This is a genomic window from Aureivirga sp. CE67, assembly GCF_015767245.1.
In the GTDB taxonomy this organism is placed as follows: Bacteria; Bacteroidota; Bacteroidia; order Flavobacteriales; family Flavobacteriaceae; genus Aureivirga.
In genome coordinates, this window is the sequence record NZ_JADOTV010000027.1 from 34,581 (window position 1) to 52,416 (window position 17,836).

The following is a 17,836-nucleotide window of genomic DNA, read 5'->3' on the forward strand; positions in this document are numbered from 1 at the left end:
TTTTTTTTGTTTATATTGTAAAGGCTTTGAAATCTATAATTTAAATGATTTGTTATGAAAAATATTTTACTGTTTATATTTTGTTTTCAATCTTTAGTTTTGTTTGGTCAAAGAAAGATACAAGGAACAATTATCTATGAAACATCTTATACAAAAAGTTTTATAGAAGATATGAAAAAGAAAAAACAAGATGCAAATTCCAACCCATTTGTCATCAAGTCTTTTTTAAAAGCTACTCCTACCGAGTTTTTGCTGACTTTTAACCAGGAAGAATGTCTGTATCAAAAAATAGAAAAAGTGGAAGAAGAAGATGCTATAGGTTTTAATACTTTAGAAAAAATTGGAGGAGGAGATAGAATATTTTATACAAACCCAAAAGAAAAAGAAAATTTTTACCAAACAGAAGATGATGGAGATTTATATTTAGTAGAGTCAAAAGCTTCAGAATGGGAAATAACGAAAGAATCTAAGAAAATTGGAGATTATACCTGTTATAAAGCAATTTTTAAAACAGATAATGAAAAAAGAAAAGGAAAAATAATTGCTTGGTTTACGCCACAAATTCCTTTAAAATATGGACCAAAAGGAATAGGAGGTTTACCAGGATTGATTTTACAATATCAAGAAATGTTTGTGGTTTTTAATGCTATAAAAATCAATTTTGAAAAAAAAGAAGTGGAGATCCAGAAACCAACTAAAGGAAAGAAAATGAAATCAAAAGAATTTAGTGCTTTGATGTTGAAAAACTCTCCTTTTTAAAATAGATGTTTTTATGTTTCATTTTATATAATTCGTCAAGTTCCCCTCTTGAGAGGCAGGGCTGTCAGGTTCTCCAAATTTTTTAATTGAAAACCTGGCGCACTTTTGTAAAGTGTGCCCATTGTTTCTAGCATTTGTGTGGTCACGAGTTACAAACTCGCGCCAGCGATCATCAAAAACCTATAAATCAAACTAGAACTTGACAGCCCTACTCTTGATAGGGGCTAGGGATGTGTTATATTTTAATAATGTTTAATTTTCAATAAAAAAACTTTACTCTTTTAGAAAACCTCCAAAATTGCTATGTATAAATCTGTTTTATTTTTCCTTTTATTCTTAAAAGGAATTTTTCTTTTTTCACAAACAATTTCTTTAAAAGGAACTGTAAAAGATTCTTTGAATCAAGTTTTACCTTATACCAATATCATTGCAGAACCCGAAAAAGATTCTGGTTTAGAGTTCGCTATTTCTGACGAAGAAGGAAACTATTATATAGAATTGAAAAAGGGAGAAAATTACATTTTAAAAGTAAGTTATATCGGATTTAAAGAGCAAAGTGTTTCTTGGAAAGCAGAGGAAAACACAGTAAAACATTTTGTTTTGCAAGCAACAGAAGAGCAGCTCGGAGAAGTGATTTTAGAAAGAAGTTTGGCTGTAGAAATAAAAGAAGATACGATACGCTATAAAACAGATAAATTCGTCAACGGAAAAGAACGAAAGTTACAAGATGTTTTGAAAAAACTTCCGATGGTAGAAGTAGATAAAAACGGAAATGTAACAGTGCAAGGAAAGAAAGTAACTAAAGTTTTGGTTGATGGAAAACAATTTTTCACAGGAAATAGCAAATTAGCTGTGGAGAATATTCCAGCAGATGTGGTAGCAGAAGTTGAGGTTTTAGAAAATTATTCGAATGTTTCTTTGCTAAAAGGTTTAGATGATACGAATAAAATAGCGATGAATATTAAGCTGAAAAAGAATAAAAAGAAATTTACTTTTGGAAACATAGAAGCCGGAGGAGGGATTAAAGAAAGATATATTATAAATCCGACACTTTATTATTATTCACCAAAAACGACGCTTAATTTTATTGGAGATCTCAATAATACTGGGACAAGTTCATTCGGTTTTCAAGATTATATGGCTTTTGAAGGAGATGCGATGGGAATTTTTAAATCCGAAGCCAGAAAAGCTAGTGTTTATGAGAATCTTTCAAGTTTGATACCAAATAGAAATACAATGGAGCGAAAGCAAAAGTTTGCTGCTTTTAATGTTTTTCAAAATGTATCAAAGAAAACAGTTTTTACAGCTTATGGAATTGGGTCGGAAGTAGAAGAGGAGAAAAGAAGTATTTCTCAGATAGATTATTTGTTTAATGATATTTTAGAAACGAGAGAAAATAAGCAGCACTCAAAGTCAAATTTTCAGTTATGGAAAGCAAGTTTGAAATCAAATCCTTCTGAAAATTCTGATTTGACTTTGGATTTTTATGTAAAAAACTTGAATCTAGATGCCGATGGAATTATTGTAACCGAAACGAATTCAGAAAATAATTATCTTCAAAACAATACGGATTTTTCCAACTTTGATATCAAATCCAATTTTGATTGGCATCAGAAATACAATCAAAAACATACTTCAAGCTTTAGAGCGAATTATAATTTTAAACAAAAAACACCAAAGACAAATTGGAGAACTGATGAGGAAATTCTTTCAGAGATTCTTCCTTTAATTTCTTCGGATACGTATACTATTTTTCAAGAAAACAAAAGAAAAATGCAAGATTTGTCTGTGGTTTTCAAGCATTACTGGGTGTTGACGAATTTAAGTCATTTGTATACGACGGTTGGAACACAATTTAATTCAGAGAAATATCAAACGAATACTTTTCAAGTTTTGGATTCTGGAGCTGAAAATAATTTTTCAACAAATGGTTTTGGAAATAACCTGAATTATCAGTTTTCGGATTCTTATCTCGGAATGCAATACAAAGTGAAAAAAGGAAAGTGGTTGTTGAAACCAGGACTTTTCTATCATGCTTATTTTTGGGATGTAAATGCTTCTAAAGATCTTCAGTTGGTATTGCCAGAATTTTTGTTGAAATATAAATTTAACAAGTCAAAAAAGTTAGAATTTCGATATGAAATGCAAACTAGTTTCACCAATATTAAAAATTTAGCGAATGGTTTTGTATTGCAAAATTTCAATCAAGTTTTTAGAGGAAATCCAAATTTGGAAAATAGTTTAGCACATCATTTTTCTTTCAACTTTTCTAAATATAGTTCTTATCGTTTTTCTTATGGTTTGAATTTAAATTATGAAAGAAAGATTCGAAGTTTTAAAGAAACAATTGCTCTGAATGGAATTAATAGTGTGAATTCTTTAGAATTATTAAGAACAAATGATTTGGCTTTTTCAGCTTCTGGTTCGATCTCTAAGAGAATCCGAAAATTACATTTTAAGTTGTCTGGAAATTTTGATTTAAACACCTATTACAACCCAATAAATTCGATTTTGACTAAAACAGATTTGAAGAATTATGGTGTGAGTTTTTCTCATTTTTCTAGTTTTAAGGAAGGAATTAATTACGATTTTCAAGTTTCTAGAAATTATAATTTCACGGAATCGAATACGGATGTAAAAATAATTTCAGATGAAGTTTCTTTAAGTTTAGAATTTCCTTTTTGGAAACATTTCTTATTAAAACCTGATTATTCTTTGCAAATTTTTGAAAACAAAACAGAAGAAAATAGTACAACTTTTAGTGAAGCGAATTTGAGTTTGTCTTATAAAAATGGTTCTGCTCCTTGGTTTTTTGAATGTAAAGCAACAAATATTTTTGATATTACTTATACTAGAAATAGTTCTACGAATCTGTACATGAATTATGATTCTAGAACTTATATTTTACCAAGAATGCTTTTATTTAAAATTGGTTATTTATTGTAAAACATTCCTGTTTTCTTGGCTTAGGGATAGTAGCGGCATCCTTTTTTGCTTTTCTTCATTTTGCTGCTTTAGCAAAAAAGATATAGCGGAAAGCCCGACCCGAATTCTGAGCGAAGTGTAACGAAGTTGAAGAATAGAGGGGAAGCTCCAAATAAGAACTATTTAGGTTAAAAATAAATGGACACACTTTACAAAAGTGCGCCAGAGCTTCTTATTTTGGTTAAAATAAATTAAAATTCTGCGTTTGCTCTTACGGTCATTTCTTTTTTAGAAATCGGATGCGTGAAAGTTAAAACTTCCGCATGTAGATGTAATCGATTTTCAGATTTTCCGTATAAATCATCTCCAACAATCGGAGCATTCAGTCCCAAATGATGTGAAGCGTGCATTCGTAATTGATGTGTTCGACCTGTGATTGGGTAGAAATAAACTTTGGTCTTATTGTCTTTGATGGAGATAACTTCAAATTTAGTTTTGGCAGTTTTTCCATGTTCATGACAAACCAATTGTCTTGGGCGATCCTCCAAATCTAGACGCAGAGGTAAATCGATGATTCCATCATTTTTTTTCACAATTCCATCCAGAAGTGCAACATATCTTTTTTGCACCGTTCTTTGGATGAATTGCTGCTGTAATTCTTTGTAAACTTCTTCCGTTTTGGCAACCAAAATAAGACCAGAAGTAGACATATCCAGACGATGCACAACCAAAGGACCTGTTGCATTTGGATACGCAATTTTCATTCTGCTAGCAACCGAATCTGTGATGTTTTTTCCTGGAACAGATAAAAATTCTGCGGGTTTATTGATTACGACTAAATGTTCATCTTCATAAACAGAGGTCAACTCTTTTCCTTCCGCAGGATTTATAAGCATTGGATTTTCTTCTACATGTAAACCTTGAAGCATATGCGCTAAAATAGGTTCGCATTTTCCTCTGCAAGAAGGATAGAAATATTTATGTTTTTTAATTTCTGATTTTGGAGAAGCTCCCCACCAAAATTCAGCCATTGCAATCGGTTTTAAACCTTCCAAATATGCTTGCTGAAAAAGTTTTGGAGCTGCGCATTCTCCAGCTGCTGCAGGAGGTATGCTTTGCGAATAATCCGAAAAGATATCTAATAAATCTTTTTGTTTTCCGTTTGCATCAAGAAATTGATAACTTCTGAATAATTGCTCTTGTAAGTTGGCAGATCTTATTTTTCTTTCTTCTTTTAAAGCATTTAGTTTTTCTGTAAAAACTTCAACTTCTTGTTCTAGCTCTATAATAGTATCTTCCCAACGAATGATAAGCCATTTAGTTTTATTTTTCGTGGCAATACTTTCTTTAGAAAGTTCTTCTTTTAGTTTAGAAAATTCTTCTGGATTTAAATTTTTTTCTGCTTCAACACGCTTTGCTTTTCGAATTTTTCTAAGTTCGATTACTTCTGCTTTTTGTTGCTCGATTTCCTCTTTTGCTTGCTTTTTTATTTTCTGAAGTTTTTGTTTTAATTCTTGAAATTTTGGGTTGTCAAGAATCTCTTCGATAGTGTCATTTATTTGGTTGATTGTAATTTCTTGTTTTAAGAAAAAACTATCTTTTTTTAGCATATCAAAAACAGGAGGAACGAAATATTCATGATGATTTTCATTATCCAGTTTTCCTGAAAAAGCAATTAGATAACCAAGTTCTTTTTTAGCATTTTCTACAATCAAAACACCAAACATTTTTCCGATAATCCCTGTAGGATTCGAATCGCTTATTTGAAAAAAATGATTGAAGTTTTTTTCTAAATAATCTTGTACTTCTTTACTAGCTATTTTACTCAATTCATGAGGTTGGTAGTAAAAAGGATACGTGAAAAGTGCTGGTTTTTCTATGTGTTGAATATCCGTAGAAAAATAATTAAAAAAAGTCTGCTGCATAGGAAATCGTTCTAAAGCGCAAAAGTACGAAATCTGTGAGAATTTCTTTTTTTAGTTTTAGAAGTAGTATTTGGTTTAAATAAACTTTTTAAAGTCTTGAACTATTTAAAATCTTTTAATTTTTTGTTTAAAAGAGTCGCAAATTTTTCAGCTCCTTTTAGGTTTAAATGATCACAATTATAAAATTCATCTTTCTCGAAATATTCTTCTCCATTGAAATAGTTGAAATATGGTAAACCGTATTTTTCTACTAAATAAGCGATATCTTTTTCGTTTTGAGCTTTAATTTTTTCATCTAATAAATCTCTAAATTCTTTGATGCATGGAGAAGTAATCAAAACTGGTTGAATATTTTTGTCTTTCAAAAGTTGAATAAAATCTTCTAAATCTTTTAAAACATCTTCTTTTTCATTAGAATTTACTGTTTTTCCATTGAAATATTTTGCTCTAGCTTCATAAGCTATTTTATTGAAAGCATCTTTATCTGTGTTTTCATAGGTGATAAAACCTTTTTGCATCGGAATTTCAATATTGATTCCATTTTCTACATCAAAATCAAGAATAGAATCATTGTGTGATAAATTATTAATCACACTTCTTTTTAGCATTGCCATCGAAGGTTTTGAAGAATATCCGTAAAGAAAAGGAGAGATTGTAGGCATTGTATAACTTCTGTCAGGATGTTTGATGTCATGTGCATAATACGACCAATAATCTCTTCGACCTTGTGAAGAAAAATATAAAGTATGGTAGTCAATACTTAGAAAAACGTACTTCAAATTATTCATTTGATCTAAATATTTTTCTGTGATTCTTCTATCAAAATAAATAGACTGACTTACGTTGGCAAGATTGTAAGCATTTTGATCAAAAAGTGTTGGATTGATTCCATATCCAGCTCTAGAATTACCAAGAATTAATAACTCAATATCTTCAACTTCTTTTTCCAAACCTGAGAGTTTTGCTTTATATACAGAGTTTTGATTTCGAAGCCATACATCCATAATTAATACAAATAAAACTCCAAATAAAACAATGATTCCTATGTCTTTAAATATCTTTTTCATAAGGCTTAAAATTGAAAATAAATAAAATCTTGTTCGCTACCACCAAAAATCAAAATCATAAAAACTAAAACGAAATAAAAACTCCAGTTTAAAACTCTTGGAATTCTAAATTTTGCATTTGCGATAGCAAATTCTTGCTTTCTACCAATCCACTCAATTAGCATAAAAATAGCAACTACCCAAAGAATTACATTTGCAATTTCCATTTGGTAAAAATCAGGTTTGCTAAATAAAGAACTAGAAAATATTTTAGAGAAAATTTCTTTTACATGACCGATGTTTTCTGCTCGGAAAATAATCCAACTTAAAACAGCTAAAGTAAAAGTAACTAGCATTGAGAAAACTTCTTTAATTGTTGGTAAAGCTCTGTCATGTGCTACAATTTCCATGTTGTTTCTATTTCTGTTTAAAAGCATGATTGGTAAGAAATACATTGCATTTACTAGTCCCCAAAGAACAAAAGTCCAGTTGGCTCCATGCCAAAAACCACTTACAGCAAAAATGATAAAAGTATTTCGAATTTTCATCCAAGTTCCACCTTTGCTACCTCCTAATGGAATGTATAGATAATCTCTAAACCAAGTGGAAAGTGAAATATGCCAACGACGCCAAAATTCTGCTATATCTCTAGAAAAATAAGGGAAAGCAAAGTTTTTCATCAAGTCAAAACCAAAGAGTCTTGAAGTACCAATAGCGATATCTGAATATCCTGAGAAATCACCATAAATTTGAAATGCAAAGAAAACACCACCTAAAAGTAAAGTACTTCCAGAGTAATCTTCTGAATTATTAAAAATGATGTTTGCATAGGTTGCACAATTGTCTGCAATTACCATTTTCTTAAAAAGTCCCCAAAGAATCTGTCTTCCTCCTTGTACGGCCAAATCATAATCAAAAGTTCTTTTTTTGTAGAATTGCGGTAAAAGATTCGAAGCTCTTTCAATTGGTCCTGCAACAAGCTGTGGGAAAAAACTTACAAAAGCAAAAAATGCAATAGGATCTTTTGTTGGTTTTAAGGTTTTTCTGTAAACGTCAATGGTATAACTTAAAGTCTGGAAAGTATAAAAACTAATTCCTACAGGTAGAATAATATTAAGTTTTGAAGCTGCAATATTTCCTCCGAAAAACGTAAAGGCATCGGAAAAACTTTCGATAAAGAAATTGAAATATTTAAAGAAACCAAGAAAACCAAGATTCACTGTTAGACTTAATGCTAATAAAAGTTTTCGTTTTTTTGGATTTTCTGTTTCACCCATTTTTAAACCAATAAAATAGTCTAAAGCAGAGCTAAAAGCAATAAGAGTAAGGAAACGAACATCCCACCAACCATAAAAAATATAACTGGCTACTAATAGAAGGATGTTTTGTGCTTTTAAGTTTTTTTGGGTTACAAACCAATAGAGGATAAATATTACTGGTAAGAAATAAGCGAAATCAATCGAGTTGAAAATCATTTGGTTAAGTTAGTTAGTTCTTTTGTTTTCCTGTTGTTCTGATTCGCAAATTTAAAAAGTTTATGATATTAATTCGTTAAAAAAGGATGCTATTAATGTAAAAATCAACTTGCTTTTTTGAATAATATTAAAACTCTTAATATTAGGTATAAAAAAATCCAGAACGCTAATTCTGGATTTAAATTTATTTTGAGTGAATTTCAATTAGAAACTATATCCAAGTTTTAAACCGAAATCAGCAGTATAAACAGTATCATCACTTATGCTATAACCATCAGGAATGTTGTCACTTTTTCCTCCATATCCTAAATTGAAATCAATTGTGAATCCAGAGTCAAAAATCCATTGGTATCCAAAACCTGCACCATATTTAAAAACACTACCTTTTTCATCTTCAACACTAAAAGTAACGAATCCTAAGTATGGTCCAACATAAAATCCTTCAATTTCTTCATAGAAATAGTATTTACCACGTAATCCAACACCAAAAACTTTTTCTTCAAATGTGATATCAGCAAGACCTTCATCAATTAATGATGGTTTACTAAATTCATGTTTAGCACCAGTACTTAATGATACTGACGCTGCAAAATGATCTGCAATTTTTCTTTCATACTCTAAAGCCCATCCACTGAAATTGTATCCAACTTTCACACTATTTTCTTGTGCAAATGTTGTTACTGAAATAAATAAGGCTAAAAGAAATACTAACTTTTTCATAATTATAATTTGTTGTTAAAAAATGCAATTATAATTAAAAAAAATATAAAATAAATATATTATGTATTAAAAATATATTATATAAACATAAAAAAATCCAGAACGCTAATTCTGGATTTTTTTATGTTTTGTTGGAATTTTATTTATTAAAAAGTCCGTTGATTTGTCCATCAATTTTGTCGATGATAAACCCTAAATCTTCTTCTTTATCGATGAAGTTTAGGTCGTCTACATCAATAATCAATAAGTTCCCTTTGTCGTATTTAGAAATCCAAGCTTCGTATCTTTCATTTAATCTACTTAAATAATCGATGCTGATTGAGTTTTCATAATCGCGTCCTCTTTTGTGGATATGTCCAACTAAAGTAGGAATCGAAGCTCTTAAATAAATTAATAAATCTGGTGGCGAAACCAATCTTTCCATCAATTCAAATAAAGACTCATAGTTATTAAAATCTCTATTTGTCATCAACCCCATTGCATGTAAATTTGGTGCGAAAATATGCGCATCTTCATAGATCGTTCTATCTTGAATAATTTCTTTTCCACTTTCACGAATATCTAAAACTTGGCGAAAACGACTATTCAAGAAAAACACTTGTAAGTTAAAAGACCAACGCTCCATTTCTCCATAAAAGTCATCTAAATATGGATTTTCTTCAACTGATTCAAAATGTGGTTCCCAATTATAATGTTTCGCTAACATCTTGGTTAGCGTAGTTTTACCTGCTCCAATATTTCCAGCAATTGCTACGTGCATAATCTATTTTCTGAATAAAAAATTAAGGGATAAAGTTAATCATTTTTTGAAATTTCAAACACTTTAATTTGCTTTCTTTCAAAAATATAAAGATAATTCTCATTTGAATAAAAATCCTTAATTTCTTTTGCTGAAAGATTTATTTTTTTAAGACTTTTATCAGAGAATAACTTATAAAAAGAATCTTCTGTTTTTAATATCAAATCATTTGAATTTGTTTCTATTTTTTCTATTTCCAAATCTTTCTCTATGTTGGTCATATTCAGTTGTAAATTCAGTTCTATGATGCTATTTTTTTCTGTTAAAAGCCAACAAAAATTATAGTTTGAAGTCATTTCTTTGATTTCGTTATTTCGAATAAACTCCGACTCTAGAATAATTCTTTTCATTCGATAATCGTATAAAAATACTTTTTGAAAAACATCCGAATAAATCCAAACATTTGAATCTGTAGATTTTCTTATAAAAGTCATGTTTAAGTCTAGAAGTTCGATAGTTTCTATCTTAATCAAGTTTCGATTTAAAATATCAAAGCTGGAAAAATCCTTATAGAAAATAATAATTTTTGTAGGATCTGTAATATCTACAGAGCTGATATTTCCCAAACTAATATTTGCATAAGAAAGCAGATTACTGTCTGTTTTTTTGTATAAAATATTGTCTTTTACAAAATAGAAATTTTCAAAAGTATCTACGCCAACAAAGGAATCTGCATCTAAAGGAATTTCTTTGACCAAAGTTGCTTTGATTTGAGAAAAACCTAAAATTGAAAATAGCATAAAGATGCTGACAAAAAATAGTTTTAGTTTCATTGGATTCTAGTTTTATTCAAAAATAACTATTAAAAAGATAAAATATTTCATAAAAATTTCCATAGCTGCTTTCTTACAAGAAATAGCTAAGTTTTTAATAAATTGCAGTCTATATTATTTAAATCAAAAACAATGAAAGAAGCATTTGATGTTTTGCAAAGAACTAGAGAGACATTCCTGAAAGTGATTGAAGGATTATCTATTGAAGAATTGAATACGATTCCAAAAGGATTTAAAAATAATATCGTTTGGAATATGAATCATTTGACGGTTACGCAACAATTATTGTGTCATAAATTATCTGGAGAACCTTGTTTGGTAGATGATGAATTTATCGAGCTTTATAGAAAAGGAACACATCCAGTACATAAAATAGATTTAGAATTATTTGAAGAACAAAAGAAGCTGTTTTTAGAAATTCCTTTAAAGACAAAAGAACTTTATGAAAAAGGTCATTTCAAAAACTATCATACTTATATGACAAGTGCAAATGTAGAATTGGATTCTTTTGAAAAAGCACTTCAGTTTAATAATTTCCACGAAGGAATTCACTTTGGGTCTATTTTAGCTCTGAAAAAAGTAATCTAAAAGATTTAAAGCTAAATAACAGAACAAAGGAATTTGTTTTTTATTGAAAGACGAATTTTTGAAAGAGATATTTTCTTATAAGTTTATCTTTTTACTTCAAAAATAGAATACACAGAATGAAATTTAATACAAAAGCAATACACGGAAAGCAAGAACATGATCCTTCTACAGGAGCTGTAATGCCTCCGATTTATCAGACTTCAACGTATGCACAAACTTCTCCGGGAGCGCATAAAGGTTATGAATATTCAAGATCTTCGAATCCAACGAGAACTGCTTTAGAAAATGCTATAGCGAGTATCGAAAATGGAGAATTTGGTTTAGCATTTGGTTCTGGTTTGGCTGCAATAGATTGTGTTTTGAAGCTTCTAAAACCAGGAGATGAAGTTATTTCAACCAACGATTTATACGGAGGAACTTATCGAATTTTTACAAGAGTTTTTGAGCAATATGGAATCAAATTTCATTTTGTTGGAATGGAAAATGCAGATAATATTGAGAATTTTGTAAATGAAAACACAAAAATGGTTTGGGTAGAAACACCAACCAATCCGATGATGAATATTATCGATATCAAAAAATCTGCGGAGGTTTCTAAAAAGCATAATTTACTTTTGGTAGTCGATAATACGTTTGCAACACCATATTTACAAAATCCACTGGATTTGGGAGCGGATATCGTAATGCATTCTGCTACAAAATATCTTGGAGGTCATTCGGATGTTGTGATGGGAGCTTTAGTTGTTAATGATAAAGATTTAGCAGACAGATTATATTTTATTCAAAATTCTTGTGGTGCAATCTGCGGACCAATGGACAGTTTTTTAGTTTTGAGAGGAATCAAAACATTACATGTTCGTATGCAGCGCCATTGTGAAAACGGTAGAGCTGTGGCAGAATTTTTAGCTTCACATCCGAAAGTAGAAAAGGTATATTGGCCAGGATTTGAAACACATCCTAATCATGAGATTGCAAAAGAGCAAATGCGAGATTTTGGTGGAATGATTTCTTTTACAACTGTTGGAGATAATTTAGAAAATGCATTAAAAATTGTAGAAAATCTGAAAATTATCACTTTGGCAGAATCTCTTGGAGGTGTAGAATCTTTAGTTGGTCACCCGGTTTCGATGACGCATGCTTCGATTCCAAAAGAAGAAAGAGAAAAAATAGGAGTCGTAGATTCTTTGATTCGCTTAAGTGTAGGAATTGAGGATAAAGATGACTTAATTGAAGATTTAAAAAATGCTTTAGAGCTTATTTAAAATAAAAATAAAACATCCCAATTCTTTCATTTAGAATTGGGATGTTTTTTGGAAAATGAAAAGAATTATTTCGAAGCCCAGTCCATGACTTTCCACGATCCATTTTTATTTTTAAGTTTTAAACTATGATTTCCATATTTTAAAGAAGCATTTTCTAAACTGATAGAATCTGACTGAAAATTCATGGTAGAAATACTTTCTTGTGTGAATTCTTTTGGAGTAAGATAAAAAGGATTTTCATTGAATTTACAAGGAAAAACAGCAGGATCTCCTTTTACTCCTTTTTCTTGCATTTCAAAAATTACATCCAAACATTCACCTAACCAATATTCTTTTTCTTTCTGAATGAAATCTTCACTAAACTTTCCAGATTTTTTCAAAAAAGAAACATAATCATCGATTTTAAACATATTTACAGCATTAAATCCTCCTTCATCAACAAATACAATTGCTTTTCTTTTTTCTAAAAGTTCTTTTTTGTTTTTCAGATACCACTGAAAGAATTCCTTCGAACTTGCAGTTGCCTCTTTTTCGGCTTTTGCTACCGGATCTTCAGAGCAAGAAAAAAGTAAAGGAAAAGCAATGATAGCTAGTAGAGCGTATTTTTTTAACATATATGACAATTTTGAATTTTGTCAAATCTAAAAAAATAAACGCATTGATTTTAATACTTTTTTAAAAACTCATTAGTAAAATACATTATGCGGGCCAGTTAAGTTTCCAGCTCCCGTACTATGTTCATAAAAATGAAAACGTTTTTCGATACTATGTTTTTCATTTCCATCCCAGTCTTTATACTTTTTTGTAACCGTAATTGTTGGCTTATAACCAGGATTGATAAACTCTTGATGTCTTCCATCAATTACAATTTCAGCCAAAGGATATTCATGCTTATCTTCTTTACCAACATGTTCCGCCCAAAGACGTTTCCACTCATAAATAGGAATAACAATTAAAGTAGATTCCCAAGCAGCATCTCCAGAAACTAAATGTCCACGAGGAACAAAAACTTCGTTGGAAGTATAACCTGTATGACATTTTAATCTACCAAGATCTTGTTGATTTCCATCTCTATCAAAATACCTACCACCAATATTTGTGTGAATTGCTTGGTGCACTCTTTCATTATGATAAACTTGATAGCGAACTTTTACTTTTCTACAAGGAGAATTTTCTAAGTTTGCTTTATCAAGAATAGCACTTTTGTTTCCATGAATTTCTACATTATTTTCAAAATCAGAAATATTCGAAACCCATTTACACAAATCATTATTATAGGTAACCGTCATTTCAGGATTATTTACAATCCGAACTTTATCTTGAATCAAATTTCCATCACCGAGTTTATTTATCCAAGAAACATCCTTAATTCCCGTATTTTCAATTTCAATTCCATTCAGAGCAAAAAGTCGCTCAAAGAAATCCATAGATTCTAGTTTTGGTAAATCTGAAAAATGAATATGTCCATTCAATCTACCTAAAGAAGTAAAAGCAGTAATTTCTTTCAAATTTTCATTTGCTCTAATCTGAAGATTATTCCCCAAATCTGTCAATCCGTTAAAACCAGCGATCGTTTCCAGATTCGGATTTTCATAAATAGTAATAGAGTTGGAGGCAATCATTCCATTAAAACCCTCGATAGATTTCAGGTTTGGATTTTCGATAATAACCAATCGAGTATAAATTCGATCAATATCATCAAAACCAGAAACCGTTTCTAAAGCAGCATTATCACGAATGACCAATTCTCCATATAGACTCTTGATTTGTTCTGATAAATTAGACAAATCTGTAATGTCTTCACCAGAAACAATAATAATTCCCTGAATGATTCCGCTTTCGCACCTAAATTCGTCCACTTCCTTCTGAGAAGAAAGAACCAATTCATATACGACACATTCGTTTTCAGCAAGCATTCTAGAATTCAATTCAGTGTCGGAGTTCTTTTGCATGTCCGATTCCATAGTGTCTTTCGTACATCCAATAACAAAAAGTAAGGTTAGTATTATGAGGAGGGGTAAAGGTTTCATAATACAAGGTTTTTAAGTTGATTCTCAAATTTCCTCTTTTTAAAAATAAATCACTGTTAAAAAACAAGTAATTACCTTTTAATTATATTTTTCAAAAGAAAAAATTAGTAAAAAATAAAATCATCTTTAGAAATTATGAAAACAACAAGTTAAATTAAGTGAATTTTAGGGCATGACCCTCTGGGTCGGGCTTTCCATTTCAAGTTCGCAGTTTTTTTTTAAGTTTTTTAAAATCTTTTATTTAGCTTCCTTTGGTCGCTATAAAAGATCAAAAAAACTAGAAAAAAAACCTTTACGAGCTTTCCATTTCAATCCCTCATGCAAAGAACACAGAACTTTAACAAAGTTTATAGGAATAAAAATAAAGAAGCGTCAATTCTAAGAATTTTACCCTTAATGAGTTATAATTTTATTTTTCTAAAATGTTAAAAAATAAACACCAGAAAAAAATGATAAAAATCCTATTTGCTATATTAAGAAATAGTTATACCTTTGCAGACCCGATTACGGGATAGGAATGTTTAATTGACAAATAAGATTAGTGTGAACACATTAAGTTACAAAACAGTATCAGCAAACAAGAACACTGTAAACAAAGAGTGGATCCTTGTTGATGCTAACGGAGAAACATTAGGACGTTTGGCTTCTAAAGTTGCAAAACTAATTAGAGGAAAATATAAGCCTAATTATACACCTCACGTAGATTGCGGAGACAATGTAGTAGTAATCAACGCTGAGAAGATCAATTTAACTGGAAAGAAGTGGACTGAGAAATCATACATCCGTCACACAGGTTATCCAGGAGGACAAAAATCACTTACAGCGACAGAGATGTTTGAGAAAGATCCTACACGTTTAGTTGAGAAAGCTGTAAAAGGAATGTTACCAAAAAACAAATTAGGTAGCGCTTTATATAGAAATTTATACGTATACGCAGGATCTGAGCACAAACAAGAAGCTCAAGAACCTAAAGCTATTAACTTAAACGACCTTAAATAATATATGGAAATTGTTCATAAAATAGGTAGAAGAAAAACAGCTGTAGCTCGTATTTACCTTTCAGCAGGAGAGGGGAACATTACAGTAAACAAAAAAGAATTAAATGATTATTTTCCAACAGCAACTTTACAATACAAAGTAAAGCAAGCTTTAGCCTTAACTGGTAACGAAGCTGCTTATGATGTAAAAGTAAACGTTTACGGAGGAGGAATCACTGGACAAGCTGAAGCTATTCGTTTAGCAATTTCTAGAGCTTTATGTGAAATTAATGTTGAGCATAGAGGAGTGTTAAAACCAGAAGGATTACTTACAAGAGATCCAAGAATGGTTGAGCGTAAGAAATTCGGTCAGAAGAAAGCACGTAAGAAATTCCAATTCTCAAAACGTTAATCGTTTTTTATTTCGAGTATTACACTTTGTGTATACAAGATTTTTACAAAACAAAAATTCAGTTGCCGTTGTTCTAGAGACCATCTAGAAATTATGTTTAGCATCTAAATGCATAAGACCGAGAAAACTCGCTACTTGTGTATTGCTATCTCAACGGAACGTAAACAAGAAACAAAATGGCAAACATAGATATTAAAGAATTATTAGACTCAGGTGTACACTTCGGACACTTGACAAGAAAATGGAATCCTAGCATGGCTCCGTATATTTATACTGAGCGTAATGGAGTTCACATTATCGATTTATATAAGACTGCTGCTAAAATTGAAGAAGCGTCTAACGCATTAAGAAAGATCGCTACTTCAGGTAGACGTATTCTTTTTGTTGCTACAAAAAAGCAAGCTAAGGAAATCATCGCTGAGAAAGCAAAAGCTGTAAACATGCCTTACATCACTGAAAGATGGCCAGGAGGAATGTTAACAAACTTTGTAACTATCCGTAAAGCTGTTAAGAAAATGGCTCAAATTGATAGAATGAAGGTTGATGGATCTTTCGCTGCTTTATCTAAGAGAGAGAAATTACAAATCGATCGTCAAAGAGAAAAACTTGAGAAAAACTTAGGTTCTATCGTTGATATGACTCGTTTACCAGGAGCTCTTTTTGTAGTGGACGTGAAAAAAGAACACATCGCAGTTGCTGAAGCTCAAAAATTAAACATTCCAATATTTGCAATGGTTGATACAAACTCAAACCCTAAAGGAATTGATTTTGTAATTCCTGCAAATGATGATGCTTCTAAGTCTATCGATAAAGTATTAGGATACGTAACTGAAGCAATCGCAGAAGGTTTAGCTGAAAGAAAAGCTAGCAGAGAAAAAGCTAGTGAAGAAAAGAAAGCAAAAGAAGCTTCTGCTGAATAATTTGTAAAAAAATATTAACCCTAATTTAATTTTAGGGTTTTTAAAAAAATATATCTTTGGTTACTATCAATTAATTTTGGTAGTAACCTTTATTTATTAAAAATTTAAACGAAAATACCATGGCAAAAATAACAGCCGCTGACGTAAATAAGTTAAGAAAGACAACTGGTGCTGGAATGATGGATTGTAAAAAAGCATTAGTTGAAGCTGAAGGAGATTTCGATAAAGCAATTGAAATTCTTCGTAAAAAAGGACAAAAAGTAGCTGCAAAGAGAGCTGACAGAGAGTCTACTGAAGGAGCTGCAATCGCAAAAGTAAATGGTGACAACACTGTAGGTGCTGCTATCGTTTTAGGTTGTGAAACTGATTTCGTTGGTAAAAATGACAACTTCGTTGCTTTAGCTACTGAATTAGCTACTTTAGCTTTAGGTTACGCTAGTAAAGAAGAGTTTTTAGCTGCTGACTTTGGTGGAATGACTGTTGCTGATAAATTAATCGAGCAAACAGGAGTTATCGGAGAGAAATTAGAGATCAAATCTTTCGAAAGAGTTGAGGCTCCATTCGTAGGATCTTACATCCACGCAGGAAACAAAATCGCTACATTAGTAGGGTTATCTGCTGTTGCTGAAGGTGCTGATGTTGTTTCTAAAGATGTTGCAATGCAAGCTGCTGCAATGAACCCAATCGCGTTAAACGAGGATGGTGTTGATGCTGCTATTATCGAGAAAGAAATCGAGATTGCAAAAGATCAATTACGTGCTGAAGGTAAGCCAGAAGCTATGTTAGAAAACATCGCTAAAGGTAAGATCAAGCGTTTCTTCAAAGATAACACGTTAGTGAACCAAATGTTCATCAAAGACAACAAGAAAACTGTTGCTGAGTATGTGAAGTCTATTGGAGATGTTACTGTTACTGATTTCAGAAGAATTGCATTAGGATAATCAATTTTTTTAAAAATATATCAAAAAGGGAAATTCTATGGAGTTTCCCTTTTTTTGTGCTTTATTTTTAGATTTTTTTCTGGCTTAGGGTATTCTATGGTTAATGCAATTAAATATTCATAAAATTTTAATAAATACAGTTTTTATTAAAAAAGAGACTTTGAACCTGTTTAAAAATAGACTTTATTAAAAAGTATAATTATAAACGCAATATAATGTAAACTGGTCCAGTTTTTTTCTAGTTTTTCATATCTTATAATTATAGCTTTAAAAGCATCTAACCA

At 30.7% G+C, this 17,836-nt stretch carries 16 protein-coding genes; 8 read left to right on the forward strand and 8 right to left on the reverse strand.

The features are described from left to right. Positions 1 to 54: 54 nt before the first annotated feature. Positions 55 to 759: a GLPGLI family protein gene (locus tag I0K12_RS20075; protein ID WP_196889971.1), complete on the forward strand. Its 705-nt coding sequence runs from the start codon at positions 55 to 57 to the stop codon at positions 757 to 759. 303 nt (positions 760 to 1,062) lie between these two features. Continuing rightward, positions 1,063 to 3,705: a carboxypeptidase-like regulatory domain-containing protein gene (locus tag I0K12_RS20080; RefSeq protein ID WP_196889972.1), complete on the forward strand. Its 2,643-nt coding sequence runs from the start codon at positions 1,063 to 1,065 to the stop codon at positions 3,703 to 3,705. A 230-nt stretch (positions 3,706 to 3,935) separates the two neighbouring features. On the opposite strand, the gene I0K12_RS20085 is transcribed toward I0K12_RS20080, so the two are convergent. From I0K12_RS20085 to I0K12_RS20110, 6 genes are all read right to left on the reverse strand, one after another. After that, positions 3,936 to 5,609, reverse strand: a complete 1,674-nt coding sequence (locus tag I0K12_RS20085; protein ID WP_196889973.1) for an RluA family pseudouridine synthase — start codon at positions 5,607 to 5,609, stop codon at positions 3,936 to 3,938. A 101-nt stretch (positions 5,610 to 5,710) separates the two neighbouring features. Further along, positions 5,711 to 6,676 (reverse strand): hypothetical protein, encoded by a 966-nt coding sequence (locus tag I0K12_RS20090; RefSeq protein ID WP_196889974.1) that lies wholly within the window; start codon positions 6,674 to 6,676, stop codon positions 5,711 to 5,713. A gap of 5 nt (positions 6,677 to 6,681) precedes the next feature. Beyond that, positions 6,682 to 8,130: an MBOAT family O-acyltransferase gene (locus I0K12_RS20095; protein ID WP_196889975.1), complete on the reverse strand. Its 1,449-nt coding sequence runs from the start codon at positions 8,128 to 8,130 to the stop codon at positions 6,682 to 6,684. 204 nt (positions 8,131 to 8,334) lie between these two features. Beyond that, positions 8,335 to 8,850: a DUF3575 domain-containing protein gene (locus I0K12_RS20100; RefSeq protein WP_196889976.1), complete on the reverse strand. Its 516-nt coding sequence runs from the start codon at positions 8,848 to 8,850 to the stop codon at positions 8,335 to 8,337. Positions 8,851 to 8,989: 139 nt separating this feature from the next. After that, positions 8,990 to 9,610: a deoxynucleoside kinase gene (locus I0K12_RS20105; RefSeq protein ID WP_196889977.1), complete on the reverse strand. Its 621-nt coding sequence runs from the start codon at positions 9,608 to 9,610 to the stop codon at positions 8,990 to 8,992. Positions 9,611 to 9,645: 35 nt separating this feature from the next. Then, complete coding sequence (locus I0K12_RS20110; protein ID WP_196889978.1) at positions 9,646 to 10,422, reverse strand: hypothetical protein; 777 nt, start codon at positions 10,420 to 10,422, stop codon at positions 9,646 to 9,648. A 132-nt stretch (positions 10,423 to 10,554) separates the two neighbouring features. Between I0K12_RS20110 and I0K12_RS20115 the strand changes: the two genes are divergently transcribed. Further along, positions 10,555 to 11,010 carry a DinB family protein gene (locus I0K12_RS20115; protein WP_196889979.1) on the forward strand — a complete coding sequence of 152 codons (456 nt, stop codon included), beginning with the start codon at positions 10,555 to 10,557 and terminating at the stop codon, positions 11,008 to 11,010. 116 nt (positions 11,011 to 11,126) lie between these two features. Further along, complete coding sequence (locus I0K12_RS20120; RefSeq protein WP_196889980.1) at positions 11,127 to 12,272, forward strand: cystathionine gamma-synthase; 1,146 nt, start codon at positions 11,127 to 11,129, stop codon at positions 12,270 to 12,272. Positions 12,273 to 12,337: 65 nt separating this feature from the next. Here the strand turns inward: I0K12_RS20120 and I0K12_RS20125 are convergent, their stop codons facing one another. Both I0K12_RS20125 and I0K12_RS20130 read right to left on the reverse strand, forming a co-directional pair. Beyond that, a complete protein-coding gene (locus tag I0K12_RS20125; protein ID WP_196889981.1) occupies positions 12,338 to 12,886 on the reverse strand; it encodes a hypothetical protein in 549 nt (182 codons plus the stop codon). Between the two features lie 72 nt (positions 12,887 to 12,958). After that, positions 12,959 to 14,302 carry a hypothetical protein gene (locus tag I0K12_RS20130; protein ID WP_196889982.1) on the reverse strand — a complete coding sequence of 448 codons (1,344 nt, stop codon included), beginning with the start codon at positions 14,300 to 14,302 and terminating at the stop codon, positions 12,959 to 12,961. A gap of 543 nt (positions 14,303 to 14,845) precedes the next feature. Here I0K12_RS20130 and rplM point away from each other — a divergent pair. From rplM to tsf, 4 genes are all read left to right on the forward strand, one after another. Beyond that, entirely contained in the window at positions 14,846 to 15,301 is a 456-nt protein-coding gene (gene rplM / locus I0K12_RS20135; protein WP_196889983.1) for a 50S ribosomal protein L13, read from the forward strand. A gap of 3 nt (positions 15,302 to 15,304) precedes the next feature. Continuing rightward, entirely contained in the window at positions 15,305 to 15,691 is a 387-nt protein-coding gene (rpsI, locus tag I0K12_RS20140) for a 30S ribosomal protein S9 (RefSeq protein WP_196889984.1), read from the forward strand. Positions 15,692 to 15,867: 176 nt separating this feature from the next. Continuing rightward, positions 15,868 to 16,611, forward strand: a complete 744-nt coding sequence (gene rpsB, locus I0K12_RS20145; RefSeq protein ID WP_196889985.1) for a 30S ribosomal protein S2 — start codon at positions 15,868 to 15,870, stop codon at positions 16,609 to 16,611. Positions 16,612 to 16,730: 119 nt separating this feature from the next. Next, complete coding sequence (gene tsf / locus I0K12_RS20150) at positions 16,731 to 17,552, forward strand: translation elongation factor Ts (RefSeq protein ID WP_196889986.1); 822 nt, start codon at positions 16,731 to 16,733, stop codon at positions 17,550 to 17,552. Positions 17,553 to 17,836 lie beyond the last annotated feature (284 nt).

Coding starts and splice junctions, on each gene's coding strand:
- I0K12_RS20075 (WP_196889971.1), top strand. CDS start 55: ATGAAAAATATTTTACTGTTTATATTTTGTTTTCAATCTTTAGTTTTG.
- I0K12_RS20080 (WP_196889972.1), top strand. CDS start 1,063: ATGTATAAATCTGTTTTATTTTTCCTTTTATTCTTAAAAGGAATTTTT.
- I0K12_RS20085 (WP_196889973.1), bottom strand. CDS start 5,609: ATGCAGCAGACTTTTTTTAATTATTTTTCTACGGATATTCAACACATA.
- I0K12_RS20090 (WP_196889974.1), bottom strand. CDS start 6,676: ATGAAAAAGATATTTAAAGACATAGGAATCATTGTTTTATTTGGAGTT.
- I0K12_RS20095 (WP_196889975.1), bottom strand. CDS start 8,130: ATGATTTTCAACTCGATTGATTTCGCTTATTTCTTACCAGTAATATTT.
- I0K12_RS20100 (WP_196889976.1), bottom strand. CDS start 8,850: ATGAAAAAGTTAGTATTTCTTTTAGCCTTATTTATTTCAGTAACAACA.
- I0K12_RS20105 (WP_196889977.1), bottom strand. CDS start 9,610: ATGCACGTAGCAATTGCTGGAAATATTGGAGCAGGTAAAACTACGCTA.
- I0K12_RS20110 (WP_196889978.1), bottom strand. CDS start 10,422: ATGAAACTAAAACTATTTTTTGTCAGCATCTTTATGCTATTTTCAATT.
- I0K12_RS20115 (WP_196889979.1), top strand. CDS start 10,555: ATGAAAGAAGCATTTGATGTTTTGCAAAGAACTAGAGAGACATTCCTG.
- I0K12_RS20120 (WP_196889980.1), top strand. CDS start 11,127: ATGAAATTTAATACAAAAGCAATACACGGAAAGCAAGAACATGATCCT.
- I0K12_RS20125 (WP_196889981.1), bottom strand. CDS start 12,886: ATGTTAAAAAAATACGCTCTACTAGCTATCATTGCTTTTCCTTTACTT.
- I0K12_RS20130 (WP_196889982.1), bottom strand. CDS start 14,302: ATGAAACCTTTACCCCTCCTCATAATACTAACCTTACTTTTTGTTATT.
- rpsI (WP_196889984.1), top strand. CDS start 15,305: ATGGAAATTGTTCATAAAATAGGTAGAAGAAAAACAGCTGTAGCTCGT.
- rpsB (WP_196889985.1), top strand. CDS start 15,868: ATGGCAAACATAGATATTAAAGAATTATTAGACTCAGGTGTACACTTC.
- tsf (WP_196889986.1), top strand. CDS start 16,731: ATGGCAAAAATAACAGCCGCTGACGTAAATAAGTTAAGAAAGACAACT.